The sequence below is a fragment of the Sinorhizobium mexicanum genome (assembly GCF_013488225.1).
GTDB lineage: Bacteria > Pseudomonadota > Alphaproteobacteria > Rhizobiales > Rhizobiaceae > Sinorhizobium > Sinorhizobium mexicanum.
The window spans coordinates 18,647-36,528 of record NZ_CP041239.1; the positions used below are offsets into that span (position 1 = coordinate 18,647).

Consider the following 17,882-nt stretch of genomic DNA (forward strand, 5'->3'; position numbering starts at 1 on the left):
GGGCTAAAAACATGCATTTGGTATTCGGATTGTCTGCAGACGGACGCGTGTATCCCGAGGCAACCGGGGCGGCGGGCGCCATCGACGCGGCCGTGGTGGGCCCCGCCGGTCTTGTCAGCGCAATTGAGGTGCAGCTCGGACTGCTCGGCCCGAGCGCTTCCCGTGCCGTACGGATCGCGAGCTACCTCTCCAAGCTCCAGTCTGCGGGCGTTGGCCGCTTCTGGAATGGGTCTTTCGGGAAGGATCCCTGGTCCACTGCGGCGACCCTATTGGAATGGCGCGACAACCTCATCGCGGCAGGATGGCAGGGCAAACCCGTCGGGGCGGGCCGGATCGACGACCTGGCCGCGGCGGAGCTTGCCGGCACGATGTTGCCCCTTGGTCTGACCGATCGCGCAGTTCGCTTGCTCACGGCGTTGCCAAGCCGTCCCGGCCTTCGGATCAAACAGCTGACACTGACGGAGCCGCGGAAATTACTGCCCTCGCTGTGGCGGCGGCTGATAGAGGCGCTACAGCTTGCCGGTGTCTCGGTCGATCAGCACGACGGTTGTGCAGCCGCCGCAGAAGCCTCCGACCTTCGAAAGGTACAGAGCGCGCTCGCCGGCGAAAGACGAGAGCCGCTCGAAGGAGACGGCACGTTCGTTGTAGTCGAGGCCGATACGGAACTCATGGCCGCGGAAGCTGTTGCCGATTGGCTGGCTGCCAGTCCGCCTGAGGAACGCGCGGGAACCGTTGTTCTGGCCCCGAGCGGAGACACGGCACTACTCGATCATGCATTGCGGACACGCGGCCTTCCTGCCCTTGGACTTTCAGTTTCATCGGCCTGGCGTGGTGCGCTCCAGGTGTTGCCGCTCGCATACGCCGCTGCTTGGCAACCATTTGATCCGCGAGTCCTTCTCAATCTACTCATGCTTCCTCGTCCGCCGATCTCACGTTGGGCGGCAAGGCGACTTGCCCGCGCCTTGAGCTCGGAGCCAGGTATCGGTGGTGCCGCCTGGCTCAATGCTTGGGGCGAGATCGATGCGCGGCTCTTGGAGATGCACGTCGAGCTTGAGCCGAAGGACGCGAGGAAGAAGGTTGATGCTGTGATTGCCGAATGGCGCACGTGGACTGATGTCGGTCGCTTCGACAAGATCGCAGGAATTCCGCTTATTGAGGCGCAGGCGATTGCGGGCCGAGTGGCCGCATGGGCGTTGCGCGCTGATGCGGGGCGCAACGACGGGCTCTTGTTAGCAGTCGCCGGTGCGGCGGGTGCCGTCGTGGACGCGCTCAACCGGTTGGAGCTGGAGGTCATTCCGGCATTGCTCCTTGAGCGAATCGTCGGTCAGGTGCTGTCAGAAGGCGTAGCCAATCCAGCGCATGTTCCGGAGGCAGGAGATGTGCGCGCTGTTCGTTTCCCCGGAGCAATTTGGTCTGCGGCGCCTCGGATAATTTGGTGGGGGTTCGTTGGCCCAGGCGAACGCGTCTTCCGCTGCCCTTGGGACCGAGCTGAGGTCAAGGCTCTCGAGGCAGCGGGCGTTACCCTCGAGCCTTCCGCCGAGGCAGCGCGTAGGATTGGAGCCGGCTACACTCAGGTCCTGCAGCGCTCGTCAGAGCGGGTGCTTTTTGTGCGGCCGGCGCTTTCACGAGATGACCACACCACGTTGCACCCTCTGGCTCACCAGTTGAAGCCCATCCTTGAAGGCGCTGCCGACGGGGTGGCGTTCAAAGCGGAGCGTGCCCTGCGCGAACCCGCTGCAATACTCTCAGGACGGGTTCTCGCCCGTCAGACCGCCGAGGTCACGCAACCGCCCGTCGGGGCTGCTAGGTGGGCCTTGCCTTCGAGCGCGGCCGCCTTGATGGAGGGACGGCGAGAGAGCGCGACGTCGCTTCGCCGGCTCCTGAACTGCCAGTTTGGTTGGTTCGCTCAGGATGTGCTGGGCGTGCGGCCCGGCCGCTTCGCCGAGATTCCAGGGCCGGACCAGCTCTTCGGAAACCTGGCACATGAGATTGCGAGACAGTTACTACCCGCCGGGCCGCCGCCGCCGCTCGAGGGTGTTCGCGCCACCGCCAGGGATCTGTTTGAAGTCCTGCTGCCGCAGATTGCCGCTCCGCTGTTGCAGCCCGAACTTGCTGGCGAGCTCTCCGCCGCCCGCGACCTTGTGCCAGCTGCGTTGGTGTCGCTCGTGCGTTTGCTGCATGAGCGCAAACTGGAAGTCGTTGGCTCGGAACTGGAACGCGAAGGTTCTCACCAAAATCTCGCCCTTCAGGGCAGGTTGGACCTGCTCGTCCGCCGCGGGTCGCGGGTTGCTGTCCTTGACCTGAAATGGACCCGCTCCGAGCGGCGCTATCGGGAGGAAATCGCCGAAGGGAGCGCCGTTCAGTTGGCCGTATATCGTGCGATTGCGAATGACGCCGGCGCCCAGGGTTCAGGAGGCTACTTCCTGCTGCGCCAGCGCAGCATCCTGGCCGGTGAGGGGTCGATCCTCACCGACCAACCGATCGAATCCGAACGCTCTGACAGCGAAACGCTGGACATGGTTGCGGGTGATTGGAAGCACTGGCGTGATCTCGCCTCATCGGGCGTTTTGGTGGCGGCCGGTTTCGAGGACGCCTCCGAGCACCGGCCCGAGGGTCTTGCGTTCGAGGCGCCGAAGGAACCTTGCCGCTTCTGCGATTTAACGAGTCTGTGCCGTGTCCAAGTGGAGGCCATCTGATGCGTCGACTTAACACCATCACGGCAGCCGCTGGTGCCGGCAAAACCACGCGTATCGTCGCCGACATTGCGCGAGAGGTCACCATCCGTTCGCCAGAAGAAATCTTAGCTACCACCTTTACGATCAAAGCCGCTGACGAACTTGTCGAGCGCGCCCGGGCGAAGCTCTTCGACGGGGGGAACACTGATGCCGCCGTGCGTCTTCTTGGGGCAAGTTTTGGCACCGTGAACGCTGTGTGCGGCCAGATCGTCAGCGACTTTGCGATGGATCTGGGGCGCTCGCCGTCAACGAGTGTTATCGGCGAAGGCAACGAGGCTCTGGTCTTCAGTGTAGCCGCGGATGCCGCCATTGCGGCAAGAGCCAGCGTGCTGAACCCTCTGGCCGAACGCTTCGGCTACAATGACCCGAGGCGTCCGGATAGCGGTGAGCCACCGGACTGGCGGCGCACGGTCCGAGCCATCGTCAATCTGGCACGAGCCAACGGTCTCGATGCCACAGGCCTACTAGCGTCGGCAGAGCTCTCGGTCGAAACCTACCGAGCGCTCCAGCCGCCGCCAGCTGTGGACGGTGCAGCGCTGGATACAGCAATCGCCGCGGCGCTCGCGGCCGTCATGGCCGCCCGTCCGGCAAAGTTAAGCAAGACTGCGGAAGGGCATCTGCCAACCATTCGTGCTGCGCATGAGCGCGCGTTGCGAGGGGAAACGCTCAACTGGCCGATATGGGCAAAACTGACGAAGGTCGCCTGCGCCCGGACCAAGGATGGACCGGCCTACGCAGAAGCCTTGGACGATCTGATCGCTGCTGCCGGGCGTCATGTGGATCACCCCCGGCTGCGGGCCGAGACCGAGCAGTTCGCTCGTGAGACGTTCAGTTGTGCAGCGGAGGCCCTGACCTCCTATCAACACTGGAAGGCCGAGCGTGGTCTTCTCGATTTCACGGATCAGGAGGCACTCGCCCTCGAGGTGTTGAAGGATCCTATTCGCGTTGGGCGGCTGCGCGAACGTGTTGGCCGGGTGTTCGTGGATGAGTTTCAGGATTCCAGCCCGCTGCAGCTGGCGGTGTTCTCGGCTTTGGCGGAAGTCGCTGAGGAAAGCACCTGGGTCGGCGACCCGAAACAGGCAATATATGGCTTCCGCGGAGCCGATACGGAACTCACCCAAGCCGCTTTTACTGGCGCCGGCGTCACCGCGGAACCGCAAGACGTCCTCGCCAAATCCTGGCGGAGTCGTCCCGGGGTGATCGAGCTGTCGAACGCTTTGTTTACCCCAGCTTTCGAGCGGATGGGCTTGCCGGCGGCTCAGCATGCATTTTCCGGAGCCGAGCGCTCGGACCTCGGGTTCGATCAGCCGCCAATCGCCTGGTGGCCGCTCCTTGGCAAAGTCGAGGAACAAGCGCAAGCGCTGGCGGAGGGAATCCGTGACTGCCTGGCGGATGCCTCGCAGTGGATGGTCGAAGGCCTGCGACGCGAGCACCGACCACTCAGATCGGGCGATGTTGCCGTCCTTTGCCGTACGAATATCGATGTTGCCCGTTTTGCACGGGCACTCAGCCGAGCTGGTTTGCCGGTCGCGGTGGAGCGCTCTGGTCTGGCACGTACCCCGCACGTCGAGCTGGTTCTGGCGGCCTGCCGTTGGCTGGCCGACGCGACCGACCGGTTGGCGCTCGCTGAACTGGCCCGGTTCTTCGGCGACGATGCGGTGTCAAACGACTGGCTGATTGCAGCGGCCGCTGAGGACTCCGTCGCTGCGCTGCGCGCAAGAGTTCCTGTCGCAGATGAGCTTGAGCGGCTTCGCGAACGGGTACTGAACCTGACGCCCGCCGAACTCGTGGATTCGGTGCTCGCCTTGCCGGCAATGATGGCGCAAATTGAGCAGTGGGGTGACCCTGCTATTCGTTTCGACGATCTTGAAGCGCTTCGGGGCTTCGCCACCGCCTATGAAAACGAATGCGCCTCCTCCGGGGCACCGGCGACGCTGCACGGCCTGCTCCTCAGCCTCGAGGGTGCCGATCCAAAGCGACCACCGAGTCTCGCCAAGGACGCAATTCAGGTGATGACCTATCATGGTGCGAAGGGTCTGGAGTGGCCTATGACCGTCTTGACGGGGCTTGCATGGGAGCCGAGGGCGCGGGTGTTCGAGCCGGTCGCGGAGGTAAATGGCGAGCTCGACTGGCGCGCGCCCCTCGAGAGGCGGTGGATCCGATTCTGGCCGTGGCCTTATGGCCAGTCTGGTAAAGACAGCGCGCTGGAAGTTGCGGCGTTCGCTTCCGAGCATGGTCAGGGCGCCTGGCGCCGCGCCGTGCAGGAAGACATCCGACTCCTCTATGTCGGGGTGACGCGTGCTCGTGATTACCTCGTGTTCGCGCCGCCAGCCAAAGGGGCATTGAATTGGCTGAGATTGCTGGATGACCCTGATGGTGCTCCACACGTTGTCCCACCGCCGGCGGACGACAATCTATTGACGGTCGGCGGCCGAACATTTGTTGCGCATGTCCGGCCGCTTGCAGCGGATGAAGCCCCGGAGGAGCGTTACGCGCAACCATCTTTCGTCCGGCCGCGAAGCGCTCCTGCTGAACGGCCACCGCTATACCTGCGACCCAGCGACGCCGAAGGAGGCGATTGGAGGGTTGTGGAACGAGTGAACCTCGGTGGGCGCTTGCCGATCGATGGGGTCGCAGACATGGCTGCGCTCGGGGAAGCCTTGCATGCCATCATTGCCTACGATGATGGCAGCCGGGAGACAGCGCAACGGCTTGCAGACGCCGACGCGATGCTCACCAGTTGGGGGGTGAAAGGGTTCGCCGCGGTCGATGCGCTGACCGCGTGCGACAGACTTTCTGTTTGGCTCAGAAACCGCTGGCCAAACGGAAGTATGCTTCCTGAGGCGCCGATGACCGCGCGCTTTGGCGACCAGCTCGTTCAAGGCAGGATCGATCTGCTCGTGAACCTGGAAGATAGCTCTGCAATTATAGATCATAAGAGCTTCCCTGGACGGATGGAGCAGTGGGAGGGGCTCGCTCTCCACCACGCTCCTCAGCTTGGGCTTTATGGCGAAGCCGTCGCTATGGTGTCGGGGCGATCGTGCGAGGAGCTTTGGATTCACATGCCTGTCGTCGGTGCTCTGCTGCGGGTGGCGCGCGTGACGGAATGATGGTCCCCTGTAACGACGAGGCCGTGCAGTCGTCCGGCGACGCATTACCATTGCCTCCATACAAATTTTCTGCGATCGCAAGGATTGTTTTGTGGGGGCAACAACATATTAAAGTTGAACGAGGGGATTAAGTGAGGGAAGAAGAATTTAAAGCTTGGCTTGAGGCCGGGGGCGCGAGAGCTGAGACTGCACGGAAAACGCGCGCTTATGCAGTCAGAACAATAGAAAGCAATTTAGCAGCGCTTGAATCTCCCCATGCGGATCTCGACAGCGCATGGAGGGAGGATCGCTTTCAACAGCTCCGCCATAAGTTGAAGGAGCTGCGAGAAGATTTCCGAAAAGGCGGCATCGACTATCAAATTCTGATGCCTAAATCAGACAACCCCGATAATCGACTGTCGAGTTGGGGATCGTGGCTCGGGCAGTATGGGCAGTTTCTGAGTGGTGAGCCCCGCGGCCAACGCGATGCCGATCGCATCCGACAGTACGTCCTTGAGAGCTACATTGAGCCTGGGCGCGAGCGCGATGCCCCAACCGTCGATGTGTTGGTCCGTGAGATCAACGATGCGCTCGGCCTTAATCAAGCATGGCCCAATATCTGCCAAGCTATCACAAACTCCATCTTTCTTGACATGGCCGAAGTCGAAGCTCCCGAACGGATCGGAGCCCCCCAAAGTTCGGCGACAGTCTTCCGGTATCGGTTGAACGAAGCGGCTCAATTGGAAATCGATGCAGCTAAAACAACTCCCTTCGTCCTCTTCGATGCAGCTGGGGCGGCCTTTAAACCGGTCGTCAATCAGAACCGCCAAACTGGGCAATCAGCCTACCGAATCAAGCCAGCGGGCGCCAGCAATAGGGCAGACGAGGCGGTTGAGGTGGAAACAATCGCGGAGGTAGCGCGCGCATTGTTAATCGATGGTCGGCCCGCGAGGATGCAATCCGTTAACGGTGGGAGTGTGAACTATCTCAGCTACGGTAAACAGAAACTCGTGCGCTATGAGCTTGACCCGGCGATCGCAAAACAAATTGGAGTTCCGGCTACAGGTGAGCTTGGCCAATCCGCGAGCGAGGGTCGGGGGATGATGCACAATAAAGTGGAGCTGCAGGTGGCCAAACCAACGAATCTCATTCTTTATGGGCCGCCCGGTACGGGAAAGACCTACGCGACGGCAACAGAAGCCATCCGATTGTGCGGGGAGCCCGTGCCCCAAGATCGGGACGAGCTCATGGCCGCCTATCGTCGCCTGTTGGATGCCGGTCGCATCGAGTTTGTCACGTTTCACCAATCCACTTCGTACGAGGATTTTGTTGAGGCGCTGCGGCCTACGCAACTAGGCGATGATGGATCCGCTGGTTTCGAGCTTAGACCTGAGCAAGGAGTTTTTCGTAGAATCGCGCGGCGCGCGGAGACAAGCACCGGACCGGGTGAAACGAGCTTCTCAATTGCAGATCGCCAGGTTTTCAAAATGTCGATCGGTGAGGCTGCCAACCCTGAGGACGCCCATCTATTCGAGGAGGCTATTGCCGGCGGCTACACGCTGCTCGGGTTCGAGGAAATCGATTGGAGCGACCAACGTTTCGCCAACCGTGAAGCGATCATCGAAACTGTTCGCGTTCAAGGAGTCTTAGAAAAAAACGAACCCAACGCGATGAGTGGGCGGGTCCAAATGCCCTTCATCTTCCGCAATTGGGTTAAGACAGGCGATATCGTGATCGTGTCGAAGGGCAATAGCCTGTTCCGCGCGATCGGCGAGGTTACAGGCGATTATCAGTTCTTGCCGCGCGAGGGCGGGACCTATGGACACCGTCGTGCAGTTCGGTGGTTGTGGGTTGACCGTGCAGGCGTGCGTGTAAGCGAGATCTATGCGCGTAACTTCACAATGAAGTCGATTTATCAGTTGACCGATTCAGATTTGAACGTGCCGGCGCTCGAACGCTATATCGCCAGCCAGCAAGACACGGGGACCGGCGCCCCCGAATCCTTTGTGCTGATTATTGATGAGATCAATCGTGCCAACATTTCGAAGGTATTCGGCGAGCTAATCACCTTACTCGAGCCGGACAAACGCATTGGTCAGACGAATGCACTAAAGGTTCGGCTGCCTTACTCGGGGGACATGTTTGGTGTGCCTTCAAATCTCCACATCATCGGCACGATGAATACGGCAGATCGTTCGATCGCACTGCTCGACACCGCGCTTCGACGTCGCTTTGAGTTCCGCGAGTTGATGCCCCGCGCCTCCTTGCTCCAGCCGGTTAATGGCATTAGCCTTGCCAAAATGCTCGCCACCATAAATGAGCGCATCGAGTACCTGTTTGATCGCGAGCATCAGATCGGCCATGCGTATTTCATAAATTGTAAGTCCCTTGCAGATGTAAACGAGGTGATGCAGCACAAGGTCATCCCCTTGCTTGCCGAGTACTTCTATGAGGATTGGGCGAAAGTCGCGGCGGTCCTCGGCGATGGTCACGACAGCGAGGGCGACCGCGAGGGTAACTTCATTGATCGACGTCGGTTAAAACCGCCCAAGGGCATGATGAACGATGACGATGCCACGCCCCGCTATCGTTGGAGCGTTCGGGAAAAGTTCTCATATGACGACTTCTTAGCCGAATGATCCGTCGTACAATTCTCGAATGGGAAACAATCAAATACGGCACGGCCTCGGATGAAATTCCGGCCCATGCTGCCGACCGCATTGCTGCGGTGGCGACAGTATCGCCGCTAGGTGGCCGGGGTGGGGGCGGCGTCTTGGAACACGGACGTAGTCGCCTTCGAGCGAAAGGGGTTGTCGGCGTCATTGCCGCTGAAGGCTGTGCGTTGGAAATACTGCCCAAGATTGACTTCCCAGGCGAGGATGGCGCCGAGTTGACCGGCCGTATTCGACGTCGTCTCGTCCACATGCTCGCCGTCGCGCTGGATCTGAAGATCGATGCGGGACAGATCACCGCGTTGGATTGGCAACGTGAGACCCTGCTCGAGATCCTTATTAGATTGTTCTCCGAGAAGCTCGTCGATGCCGTCCGTCAGGGTATGCCGCGCCGTTATGTCGAGCATACTGACGACCTGCCCGTGTTGCGCGGAAGGCTTGACGTAATGCGGCAGTTCACGGCACTCGCCGCCGAACCATCCCGCCTTGCCTGCCGATACGATGCGCTAACGGCCGACGTCGCCCTCAATCGGATCATGAAGGCAGCTGTCGCGCGACTTGCGCGGATTGCACGCAACACTGACAATCAACGGCGGTTGCACGAGTTGGCATTCGCATATGCCGACATTGCGGCTGTGCCAGTTGCGGCTCTGCGCTGGGATGAAGTCGTGCTTGATCGCACAAACAACCGCTGGCGTGAGTTGATCAATCTCGCCCGCCTTTTGCTCGGTGAGCGGTTTCAGACGACCTCCGCAGGCGGTAGCAGCGGGTTTTCTCTGCTGTTCGAAATGCACACGTTGTTTGAGGAATACGTCGCCCGGATGTTGAAGCGCGCGCTGGCCGACACAAATCTTCGCGTTGTCAGCCAGGGAGGGCGGCTTTATTGCCTCGAAACAGATGATCGACGCGGTCTGTTCCAGACCCGTCCCGATATCTTAGTGAAGTGTGGCGAAGAGATCGTGCAGATCATCGATACGAAGTGGAAGCGGATCTCGCCTCGCGTGGATGATCCGAAGCAGGGTGTGGCGCAGGGTGACGTCTATCAGATGATGGCTTATGGGCAACTTTACCAATGTGACCGACTGACATTGCTCTACCCACATCACTCGGCGATTACACGAACCGATGGCATCCAAGCAGCGCATAAAGTCAACGGTATGGATCGTTGGTTGAAAATGGCTACAGTTGACGTTAGCCGAAGCGACATGCTCTGCGAGCGTTTGCGGACTCTCGCGTGCTCCGATTCCGCCATGGTTGACTAATGATGCGCAGTGCATTGCCCCGGGTTGAAAAGCATTCAAAGCAAATTTCTAGGTACTCCAGTGGGGGCAAAGCGGATGTCACGGCACTTCGCAAACGAGGCTGATTTTCATCAGCGCATAATCGACAATCCAGACGCTTTTCCTGACATATTTCGCGGAACTCCCGCTGCAAAAACGCTATTCTGGGCCCATGAGCTCACTTTGCACGACGCCGGTCGCCGGGGCGGAAACGGAAGTGCAGACCTGCTGACAGTAGATTGCACCGGAATGGTTTGGCTTATCGAGGTGAAGTTCAACTTCTCTCGAGAATCCGGCGCGCGGATCTGGCGTGACCAACTCACCCGGTATCGCAAAGCTCTCATGACGATGTCGTGGCAGGAGATCGTTCGTTATACTCATCGCTTTCTGACTGGTTTTGAGAAGACGAAGCCTCAGATTTCTTTCCGCACGGATGCGCGCAGCTTGGAAGAATGCATTGTCGACTGGCTGGCCGCCAGCAACGGCGATGCGGTTCCTAGCGCTTCGATTGTGTCGATGATGGCGGAGCGATTACGGACGGGCAATTTTGGGATAATGCTCGTGTCGGATTACTTTGACGCATCCAACTTGGTCGAAGCGCAGTCTTTTGCGGGCACGGAACATATCGGTCCGGTAGCGTATGCTGTCATTGATCCGGATGCGACCGGATTCAACTGGAATGTAAAGTATTTCCGTCCGGTCATCGATCAATCCTCAGCGGCGGAAACTTTTGCGACGAGCAACTTTGTGACGAGAACAATGCCGCTTGTCACACCGTCTCGGCTGCGATCGCTGGTTTCCCCAGCCTGTTGCGATCTACTCGATACCGTCGTTTATCCGCGACTTCGGGCGCTCGGATGGAATGAACAGCACCAGCCAAAAGCCAGCGCGTTTGATGCTTTTATCCCGGCTGGTCAACATTCCTTGCCATTGCTTGTTGTGGGGACATCCGAACGTGATGCCAGAGCATTAGAGCGCCATACCAAGATCGAAGGCGGCCAAACATTAAAAATCAACCCGAGGTTCAAAGCAGTCCTCAATCAGACGGGAAATCTGACCTTTGTAAACGCCTATATGAAACGCTTCTATGGACTGGGCTGGCGTGGCCGGCGGCGCCAGAACAAGCATTTGCGCTGGGGGGTTGAGGACATCTCGGCCGACGAAATCAGAGCTTCGGAAGCTGCAATGATCTACTATCCTAGTGAGGAGCGACGGGACCACGACGGCAGGGAAGGTGACGTCGAAAGCCTATCGCAGTTTTTCACCGTTTTTGAGGAAATGATTGCCTTGATGCCCGAGGCTAGCGCGAAGGCCGCCGGAGAGATCTAGGCGCGACCAGAGATTGGCTCGTCGTTTCACAAGGGAGGCCCGCGTTCACGGATTCTCATTGCGATGGAGAGAAAGGACAAGGGCAGTTCTTCCGAGCCCAGCGCACAGCGTGTTGCCAGGATGTTCACGGTTCGGGCCAAAAAGATCGCATAATGTATCGTCGGGAACTGCGCTGGTCGACGCGTCGAATGCGAGGTCGGTTCGGACCAGACTTCGGAGTGGCTCTGGAATTTGTCATGCGGGTGCATTACACTGACTATGAGTGAAGGGAGACTGGCAAATGGTTTCAAATGCACTGGTCCAGACTCGGATAGATGCTGACGTCAAAGAGCGCGCCACGGCGGTCCTAGAAAACATGGGCTTGACGGTCTCGGATGCCGTTCGAATCCTATTAACCCGGACGGCGAATGAAGGCGCCCTGCCGCTGGAACTTGTCAGCCATAGCGAGGCCTATGATGCCTGGTTCCGCGCCAAGGTATTGCAGGCGCTCGAGGACACCCGATCCGACGTCGATGATGCCGATGCCGATGCGCACTTTCGCGCGCGCCGGGCGGCGGCCTTGCGCAAGGCCGTGGTGGGTGACCGATGAGGCTTGTCTGGGCACGGTACGCCCTTGACGATCGGGACACCATCTTCAGTCGCATTGAAAGCGAGAACCCGAAGGCGGCAATTCATGTCGACGAGGAGATCGTCCGCGCAGCACGTCGCCTTCTCGACTTTCCCGAAAGTGGTCGGCCTGGCCGGATTGCCGGAACGCGCGAGCTTGTCATCCCGCGCACGCCTTACATTGCTGCCTATGTGGTGATGGCGGATAGGGTTCGTATTCTGCGTGTGTTGCATGGCGCTCAGATGTGGCCCGACGAGCTTGATGACAAGTAGACGCGGCCGCTGCCTCACCGGGAGAACTGCTCTGATGGTAACTGACGCTGAGGATGATGGCACACGCGACGACGATCTCGCCTGGCGATGGCACGACAATCTCATCTACGGGATACGGTTCGATATTGGCGATCCGGAAAGGCAAGATTGGCGCAGCGACCTGGTACTCGACATCGACTTCATCGTCGAGTGGCTTTGTGAGGGTTCCGGGGAGGCTCGCTTCCGCGTGGCGCCAGCCACGCTGATGTTCCACGACGTCGCTGATCTGCAGCTGTCCATAGATCACGGCGACAGCGAGGGGCGGACCGCCTTGAGCGAACCATCCATCGACCGGGTCACTCGGGAGCGCTTGGTGCGACCGTTCGAGTTTTGGCGTTGGACGATCAGCTTGAACTCGCCTCCGGGCGGCAAGATCGCGTTCTGTGCCAGCGGGTACTCCCAAATGCTCCGGGCCGATCCCCGGTTAGTAAGCGAGCAACATCTGCCGCGTGACGAGCGCCCTTGAGGCCATTAACTGCGATCAAGTCCTCGCGACGAGACTTCGGCGATCTTTTGCTCGACCCATGCGGACAGTTCGGCCCAAAGCTGCTGATCCAGCCCAACGTGGCGCGCAATGTCGATGATCCGTTGATAGGAGATTGGCGTGACAGCGGCTTTGCCGCTGCTATGCCTCGGATTGATCAGTCCCAGCTTAGCCTTCCGTGCTGTCGGAAAATTTGGGTGGTCGGCAAATGCGGCGACGGCGGCGGTCTGAAGCTTACGGTGCTCGCCTATGGCCGCCGCGAGCACCGCATTCCGCATCCATTGATACGCGTCGCTCGCGAAGGGGCAGGGCGCATAGTCTCCCGCGGGGTCCAATGCGAAGACCTTGGGAATGTAATCCCAATAGCGAATCCCTTTGCCTGCGAGGCTACATCGGGAACGCACACCGCTAAGTGGATTGACCTGCTCGGCATAGCTCCCAGTGCACTGGGGCTTTCTGGTGCGTGACCCGGCGGTTTGGCTGCATTTCCCACCCGGCTCGGTAAACTTGCATTCGATCACGAGCGCAGCGTTCGAGCCGACTGCAAGGGCATCGACCTGCGTGGGCCGGGATTCGCGCAAGAGCCGATCCTTATCCGTCCATTCGAGCGTTATCGACCAGGGACCGCCGGGTGCCACGCCCACATGCTGAGCAATAGCATCGAGGACGCGATCGCGATCGATGCTCATCTTGAGTGTGCCGAATACATCAATCGCGATCGCTTGCGATGAATGAGGCTTGTGCGCCTGAATTCTGTTGGCGCGGTCACGATGCCAGGGAAATGTGACCCAATCGCCGATGGCGCCGTGACTGGCTGGAAACAGGTTCTCTCGAACCGTCGTGAAATCAGATGCCATGGGCGACCAGCCATTCAGATGCGGTCAGGCTATCCGTGGGTGTCAGCCCCATGAAGGTGAGCCGACGTGTAGTGGCGCTTGGGAGCACGTCAGCGGAGAAGCAGGGGGAGCGGAATCCCATCGTCAGCGCGAACCGCATTTCGGGAGTTCCGGCTTGTCCACCAACTTTTCGACCAATCGCTTTAGGTCTGACGGAGTGGTCTGCCCGGCCACGACCTCGTAATAGCCGATTCCCGCCCGCCGCAGCGCCTCTTTCTTGACGGCATCGCGCGCGGCCGCGGCGCCCTGATGATGCGCTCCGCCCTGGTACTCGATGGCGTGCCGAGGCTGGCAGTTACCATCCACCAGCAGGAGGTCGACTCGCTTCGCGTTGACGCAACTGAACGCGTTCGCGTCTTTACTGCGGAGGATTTCTCCCAACGAGACTTGTGCCATCACCTGCCAAGTCGGATTGCAGCCGATCACCAGGCGATCGAGCTCCTTGAAGACGCGCGCCTCGCTCTTGTTGAGCAGCGGCTGAATCGTGAAGCTCGAGCCCATGACAATCCGCAGCTGTTCGGCGGCGTCGGGCCGTTTCGGTGAGTCCGGAATACTCGTGGGAACCCATGGCCCTGAAGCGATGTTCGTCCCAGGACCTCCCTGCCAGCGTGAGCGGTTTCTTGCCCGCCATGCCTGCCTTCGTATCCGGCTCAATGCCTGCTCAACCGTAATGCCAGCAAAGGCGCCGACGACCAGAACGGCGACGAGGAGGTGAGGCTTTTCGATGAGCGCTAGGATCTCAGCCGGGCTTACGCTGATGCCGCCCGCAGCACCGACCGCGAGCGCGCCGATGACAAGTCCAGGTGCCGTGAACAGCACCGGCCTCCTTTGCGGGCGATAGTACATGCCCCTCTCCGCCATTTCGCGCGTAGATGGTAACCGCGCGAGCCTGGCGAGGAAAAGCTACACAAAAGAGTTAGTACGGCGGCTTCAGCGCCGCATCACCTCGGCCAGCCGGGCAGAGGAATGGACAACACACCGCGGCACGGCTTCTCACGCCCGTTTGGACGTTCGTGGACTATGCCGCCTCCCACACCTGGTTTAGGATCTTGGCTGCAAGCGCGGCCTTGTCCTGGGGCAAGAAGCGGCCATAGTGACTGGCGACCATTTCGGCGGTGTCCTGGATGGCATAGCTCGCCTGCTCGTAGGAGCCCGTCTGCTTGAGAATATGGGTGGCGAGCACGTCACGGACATTATGCGGCCCATGCGGCAGCAGGCCCTTGATCGCGCCGCGACCGGTATAGGGATTGTAGATGCCATAGCGTTGGATCGTCAGGCGCCAGGCTTCATAGAAGGTCGTCTGGTTGTACGCCGCGTCCCGGCTGTTGGCCTTCACCGTCTTCACGAACAGAGTGCCGGAATCGTCGGCGCCAGCGAGGAGCACGCCGCGATGCCGCTCGATGTAGGCGTTGAGGTATTTGTAGAGGTCGAGAAGGTCCGGCAGGATCAGGCGGAAGGGTTTCGAGCCGAAGAAGGAGGAGTTGGCATTCTTGAAAGCGTTCGCCGGGACGAGCACCTCCCAGCCGCAGTCGCGATCGCTCCAGCGGATTTCGCCACGCTTCATATCCTCAAGCCGGCGCTCCGATGTCGGGAAATGCCCGCGCGGGCAGACAAGCAATTGCCGCAGGTTCTTCTGGCGAAGGCCGAGGTGCAGGCCGAGCCGCAACATCAGGAACGACCTGACAGCCTCGGCGGCGGCCCGCGGATAGCGATCCTCGTCCGGCATGCGCTTGAGAATCTCGTCTGTGATCTTGCGATACTCGGCGAGCGGGCTGTCCGCCTCGAGCACGCACATGATCGGTTCGAACGGATCTCGATGAACCCGCATCACCCGCTGGATCTCCTTCGAACGATGCGACGCGTGTTTGAAGCACGTGTTGCAGGCCGCATGCCAATCCCGTTTGGCCGCCGCGATTTCCGCCGCGGAGATCAGTCCGGGGATCGGCTTCACTTGTTGGATGAGTTCCGGATGTTGCCAAAGCCAACCCGTTTCGGCGCGCAGCAGATTCAGAAGAACGCTCAGCATGTCCTCTTCCCAGGTGGTGTAGAAGCCTCGTCGGCGCTCACGCCACTGCAGATACCAGTCCCAGACTCCGGGGAAAACCAGGATGCCGAAGGTCAGCTGGCTCAGCGGAACGCCATAGCCTTTGACCGGGCCCTTCGGAGATGCCGCCAGGGCACCGAACATCAGGCCGAGATGTTCGATCTTCTGCGCAGCCGTTTCCTCTCCCCAGACGCCGTTTCGCTGGAACCCGAGTGCCGTCAGCGTCGCCGTCTTGAAACGGATGAGATTGGCCATTTCGATGGCCAGTCGGGGAGGGGCGTCGACCACACCGGAGAGAAGATCGGGATCCTCGATCGCCGTGTCGTCCTCCCGCCAATCCGGGCCCTCGGCTGGCGCTCGCGGTGAAGGAGACCCGCCGTAGGAAATCGCCGGGAAGCGGATGGCGTAACGCTGCCTCGTCGCCATAGCCTGGAAACGACGGTAGTCGGTGGAACCGGAAATGATCACCCGGCGAACCCATTCCAGGATTTCCTCGCGCTTGGCAAAGGACAGGCTGTTGAAGTTGTCCGGCAGATGCCAGGCGAGCCGGCGCCGCTCCGCGGCACCGATATCGCTTCCAACCTCGTGGCCCGACGCCGATCGCGCCTGGTGCGGCAGCTTGGCTTTGAAGTAGCCGTCGGGAAGCCGGTACCGTCGTTCGATGCGAGAGAGGATATCGAAGCTCGCGAGAGACCGCGGCACCTTGGTGGCCGCCGTCCAGCTCAGGAGCGTTTTGTGATCGAAGGTATCTTCTTCGCGGACAACGGCGCGATGCAGATGCCAATAGCTGTCGCCGTGCCGGCGCATGTGATAAATCAACGCCTGTTGAAACCCTTCGGGCTCCTCGGTCCAGTCGAACAGCGGCGTCGGAAATTCCTCGATCGGCTTTGGCTGAACGCCCGGTTTCGCTCTGGTCTGCTCTCGTTCAACGCTACCCATCGCCGCCGAGGAGCGCCTCCGAGTCATCACTATTTTAGCCGAACCGGCTGCAGCCTTTGCTTTTCTCTTGGGCCGCTCGACTACGGGGCGGTCATCCTCTGCCGGTCGTTCCTTGCCCAACCACCGGATGATGGCTTCAAGGCCAGAACGAACGGTCTTCTTCAGCTCCGCCGTCATCTCATCTTCGATGCCGCAGGCCTCCGTGACCGCCTGCCAATCGATCCGCCCGTTCCGCAGGGGCGGCGTCTTTCGGTAGATGACCAGACTAATGAGATAAGGCCTGATGTTCTCAAGCGCCCGCTTCGAGGCGAACGGAGCGATACGGACGTCGCAGAATTCAGAGATCTTGCGCTGGAAGTGAAGGGATGAAGTAGACTGGTTTCTCATGGCGATAAGCAGTTCACGTGATCCTTGGCTGATTTGGTGCCGGGCGGGCCTGCTAAGCCGATATGGTTAACGAAAACTGAATCTCTTCAGGATGGACGTGCGAGCGCCGTGAAAGTCTTGATTTCAACTCTGTCGAGCAGGCCCGAGAATCTGCTATAGCCGCAATATGGGATTCGGGGTTTTCATTCATCGCTCAGATTCGATCTACGACGACAGTCCGGCGGAACGATATCAGTTTCCGAGACAATATTTGGGACGTGTCCAGGCGTGCATCGGAGATTGGATCATTTACTACGAGCCGAGGAAGGTTGCTGGGACGCGCGGGTACTTTGCCATCGCCAAAGTCGGTCAGGTTATTCCAGACCCCAAAGCGCCCGGCATGTACGTCGCGCTGATGGAGCCGGGGACCTATCTCGATTTCATCAACCCGGTTCCCTTTAGCAATGCCGAAGGGGTGATCGAACGCGGCGTGCTGAATGACGACGGCCGCATCTCCGGACGGGCGCAATCCGCCGTAAGGCCGATCTCTCCGGGTGATTTCAATCGCATTCTGTTACTAGGTTTCGATGAACACGAGCCGGAGTTGCCACGGGTCGGCGAGCCAGAGATAGTCAATCCGGCGCCGGGACTGGGCGAGCAACCGCAGGGTCCCTTCGTTTTTGAACAGGAACGTGATCGCGTCGCTCAGCTTACGTCTCGAATCGTTCGCAATCGTTTTTTCCGCCGCCTTGTCCTCAAAGCCTACGACAAACGATGCGCGATCACCGGGCTGAAGCTGATTAACGGCGGCGGTCGTGCCGAAGTCGACGCCGCGCATATTCGCCCGGTGGAAGCCAAAGGCCCCGATATTCTGAGCAATGGCATTGCCCTTTCCGGAACAGCGCACTGGATGTTCGACCGGGGCCTAATCAGCCTTTCCGACGATTTGGACATCCTTGTTTCACGGCAGGTGAACGACCCGGAGAGCATCCGGTTGCTCATCAACAGAACGGGGCGAGCGATCGTGCCGCATCGGGCTTTCGAAAGGCCGCATCCGCACTTCCTCCGATGGCACCGCGAAAACTGCTTCAAACATTAAGGCTGCAGGGATTTCACAGCGAGCATCATGG

Annotated in this window: 12 protein-coding genes; 9 read left to right on the forward strand and 3 right to left on the reverse strand. The window is 60.0% G+C overall.

Features of this window, described 5'->3' with window-relative positions; genetic code table 11:
* The first annotated feature begins 11 nt into the window (after nt 1-11).
* The 8 genes from FKV68_RS20260 to FKV68_RS20295 all read left to right on the forward strand — a co-directional run bounded on the left by FKV68_RS20260 (nt 12) and on the right by FKV68_RS20295 (nt 12,489).
* Nucleotides 12-2,696: a PD-(D/E)XK nuclease family protein gene (locus FKV68_RS20260; protein ID WP_180941782.1), complete on the forward strand. Its 2,685-nt coding sequence runs from the start codon at nt 12-14 to the stop codon at nt 2,694-2,696.
* Nucleotides 2,696-5,845, forward strand: coding sequence for a UvrD-helicase domain-containing protein (locus tag FKV68_RS20265; protein ID WP_180941783.1), 3,150 nt, complete (start codon nt 2,696-2,698; stop codon nt 5,843-5,845). Before FKV68_RS20260 ends, FKV68_RS20265 begins: the two co-directional genes overlap by 1 nt.
* A 131-nt stretch (nt 5,846-5,976) precedes the next feature.
* Nucleotides 5,977-8,463 carry an AAA family ATPase gene (locus tag FKV68_RS20270; protein ID WP_246452655.1) on the forward strand — a complete coding sequence of 829 codons (2,487 nt, stop codon included), beginning with the start codon at nt 5,977-5,979 and terminating at the stop codon, nt 8,461-8,463.
* Nucleotides 8,460-9,758, forward strand: coding sequence for an McrC family protein (locus FKV68_RS20275; RefSeq protein WP_180941784.1), 1,299 nt, complete (start codon nt 8,460-8,462; stop codon nt 9,756-9,758). The genes FKV68_RS20270 and FKV68_RS20275 overlap by 4 nt, the downstream gene beginning before the upstream one ends.
* Before the next feature lie 75 nt (nt 9,759-9,833).
* Nucleotides 9,834-11,105, forward strand: coding sequence for a hypothetical protein (locus tag FKV68_RS20280; RefSeq protein ID WP_180941785.1), 1,272 nt, complete (start codon nt 9,834-9,836; stop codon nt 11,103-11,105).
* Nucleotides 11,106-11,385: 280 nt separating this feature from the next.
* Complete coding sequence (locus FKV68_RS20285; RefSeq protein ID WP_180941786.1) at nt 11,386-11,694, forward strand: type II toxin-antitoxin system RelB/DinJ family antitoxin; 309 nt, start codon at nt 11,386-11,388, stop codon at nt 11,692-11,694.
* A complete protein-coding gene (locus tag FKV68_RS20290; RefSeq protein ID WP_180941787.1) occupies nt 11,691-11,984 on the forward strand; it encodes a type II toxin-antitoxin system RelE/ParE family toxin in 294 nt (97 codons plus the stop codon). Before FKV68_RS20285 ends, FKV68_RS20290 begins: the two co-directional genes overlap by 4 nt.
* A 34-nt stretch (nt 11,985-12,018) precedes the next feature.
* Complete coding sequence (locus FKV68_RS20295) at nt 12,019-12,489, forward strand: hypothetical protein (protein WP_180941788.1); 471 nt, start codon at nt 12,019-12,021, stop codon at nt 12,487-12,489.
* 5 nt (nt 12,490-12,494) lie between these two features.
* Here FKV68_RS20295 and FKV68_RS20300 read toward each other — a convergent pair whose 3' ends face one another.
* The 3 genes from FKV68_RS20300 to FKV68_RS20310 form a co-directional block, all read right to left on the reverse strand.
* Nucleotides 12,495-13,364: a PGN_0703 family putative restriction endonuclease gene (locus FKV68_RS20300; RefSeq protein ID WP_180941789.1), complete on the reverse strand. Its 870-nt coding sequence runs from the start codon at nt 13,362-13,364 to the stop codon at nt 12,495-12,497.
* Between the two features lie 123 nt (nt 13,365-13,487).
* Nucleotides 13,488-14,249, reverse strand: coding sequence for a DUF2726 domain-containing protein (locus FKV68_RS20305; RefSeq protein WP_180941790.1), 762 nt, complete (start codon nt 14,247-14,249; stop codon nt 13,488-13,490).
* Between the two features lie 172 nt (nt 14,250-14,421).
* A complete protein-coding gene (locus FKV68_RS20310; protein ID WP_180941791.1) occupies nt 14,422-16,773 on the reverse strand; it encodes a hypothetical protein in 2,352 nt (783 codons plus the stop codon).
* Nucleotides 16,774-16,939: 166 nt separating this feature from the next.
* Between FKV68_RS20310 and FKV68_RS20315 the strand changes: the two genes are divergently transcribed.
* Nucleotides 16,940-17,851 carry an HNH endonuclease gene (locus FKV68_RS20315; RefSeq protein WP_180941792.1) on the forward strand — a complete coding sequence of 304 codons (912 nt, stop codon included), beginning with the start codon at nt 16,940-16,942 and terminating at the stop codon, nt 17,849-17,851.
* Nucleotides 17,852-17,882: the final 31 nt, after the last annotated feature.

Bases quoted from the DNA above. Each gene is read 5' to 3' on its own strand.
- FKV68_RS20300 (WP_180941789.1), bottom strand. From the start codon at position 13,364: ATGGCATCTGATTTCACGACGGTTCGAGAGAACCTGTTTCCAGCCAGT.
- FKV68_RS20285 (WP_180941786.1), top strand. From the start codon at position 11,386: ATGGTTTCAAATGCACTGGTCCAGACTCGGATAGATGCTGACGTCAAA.
- FKV68_RS20260 (WP_180941782.1), top strand. From the start codon at position 12: ATGCATTTGGTATTCGGATTGTCTGCAGACGGACGCGTGTATCCCGAG.
- FKV68_RS20290 (WP_180941787.1), top strand. From the start codon at position 11,691: ATGAGGCTTGTCTGGGCACGGTACGCCCTTGACGATCGGGACACCATC.
- FKV68_RS20265 (WP_180941783.1), top strand. From the start codon at position 2,696: ATGCGTCGACTTAACACCATCACGGCAGCCGCTGGTGCCGGCAAAACC.
- FKV68_RS20310 (WP_180941791.1), bottom strand. From the start codon at position 16,773: ATGAGAAACCAGTCTACTTCATCCCTTCACTTCCAGCGCAAGATCTCT.
- FKV68_RS20275 (WP_180941784.1), top strand. From the start codon at position 8,460: ATGATCCGTCGTACAATTCTCGAATGGGAAACAATCAAATACGGCACG.
- FKV68_RS20305 (WP_180941790.1), bottom strand. From the start codon at position 14,249: ATGTACTATCGCCCGCAAAGGAGGCCGGTGCTGTTCACGGCACCTGGA.
- FKV68_RS20295 (WP_180941788.1), top strand. From the start codon at position 12,019: ATGGTAACTGACGCTGAGGATGATGGCACACGCGACGACGATCTCGCC.
- FKV68_RS20315 (WP_180941792.1), top strand. From the start codon at position 16,940: ATGGGATTCGGGGTTTTCATTCATCGCTCAGATTCGATCTACGACGAC.
- FKV68_RS20280 (WP_180941785.1), top strand. From the start codon at position 9,834: ATGTCACGGCACTTCGCAAACGAGGCTGATTTTCATCAGCGCATAATC.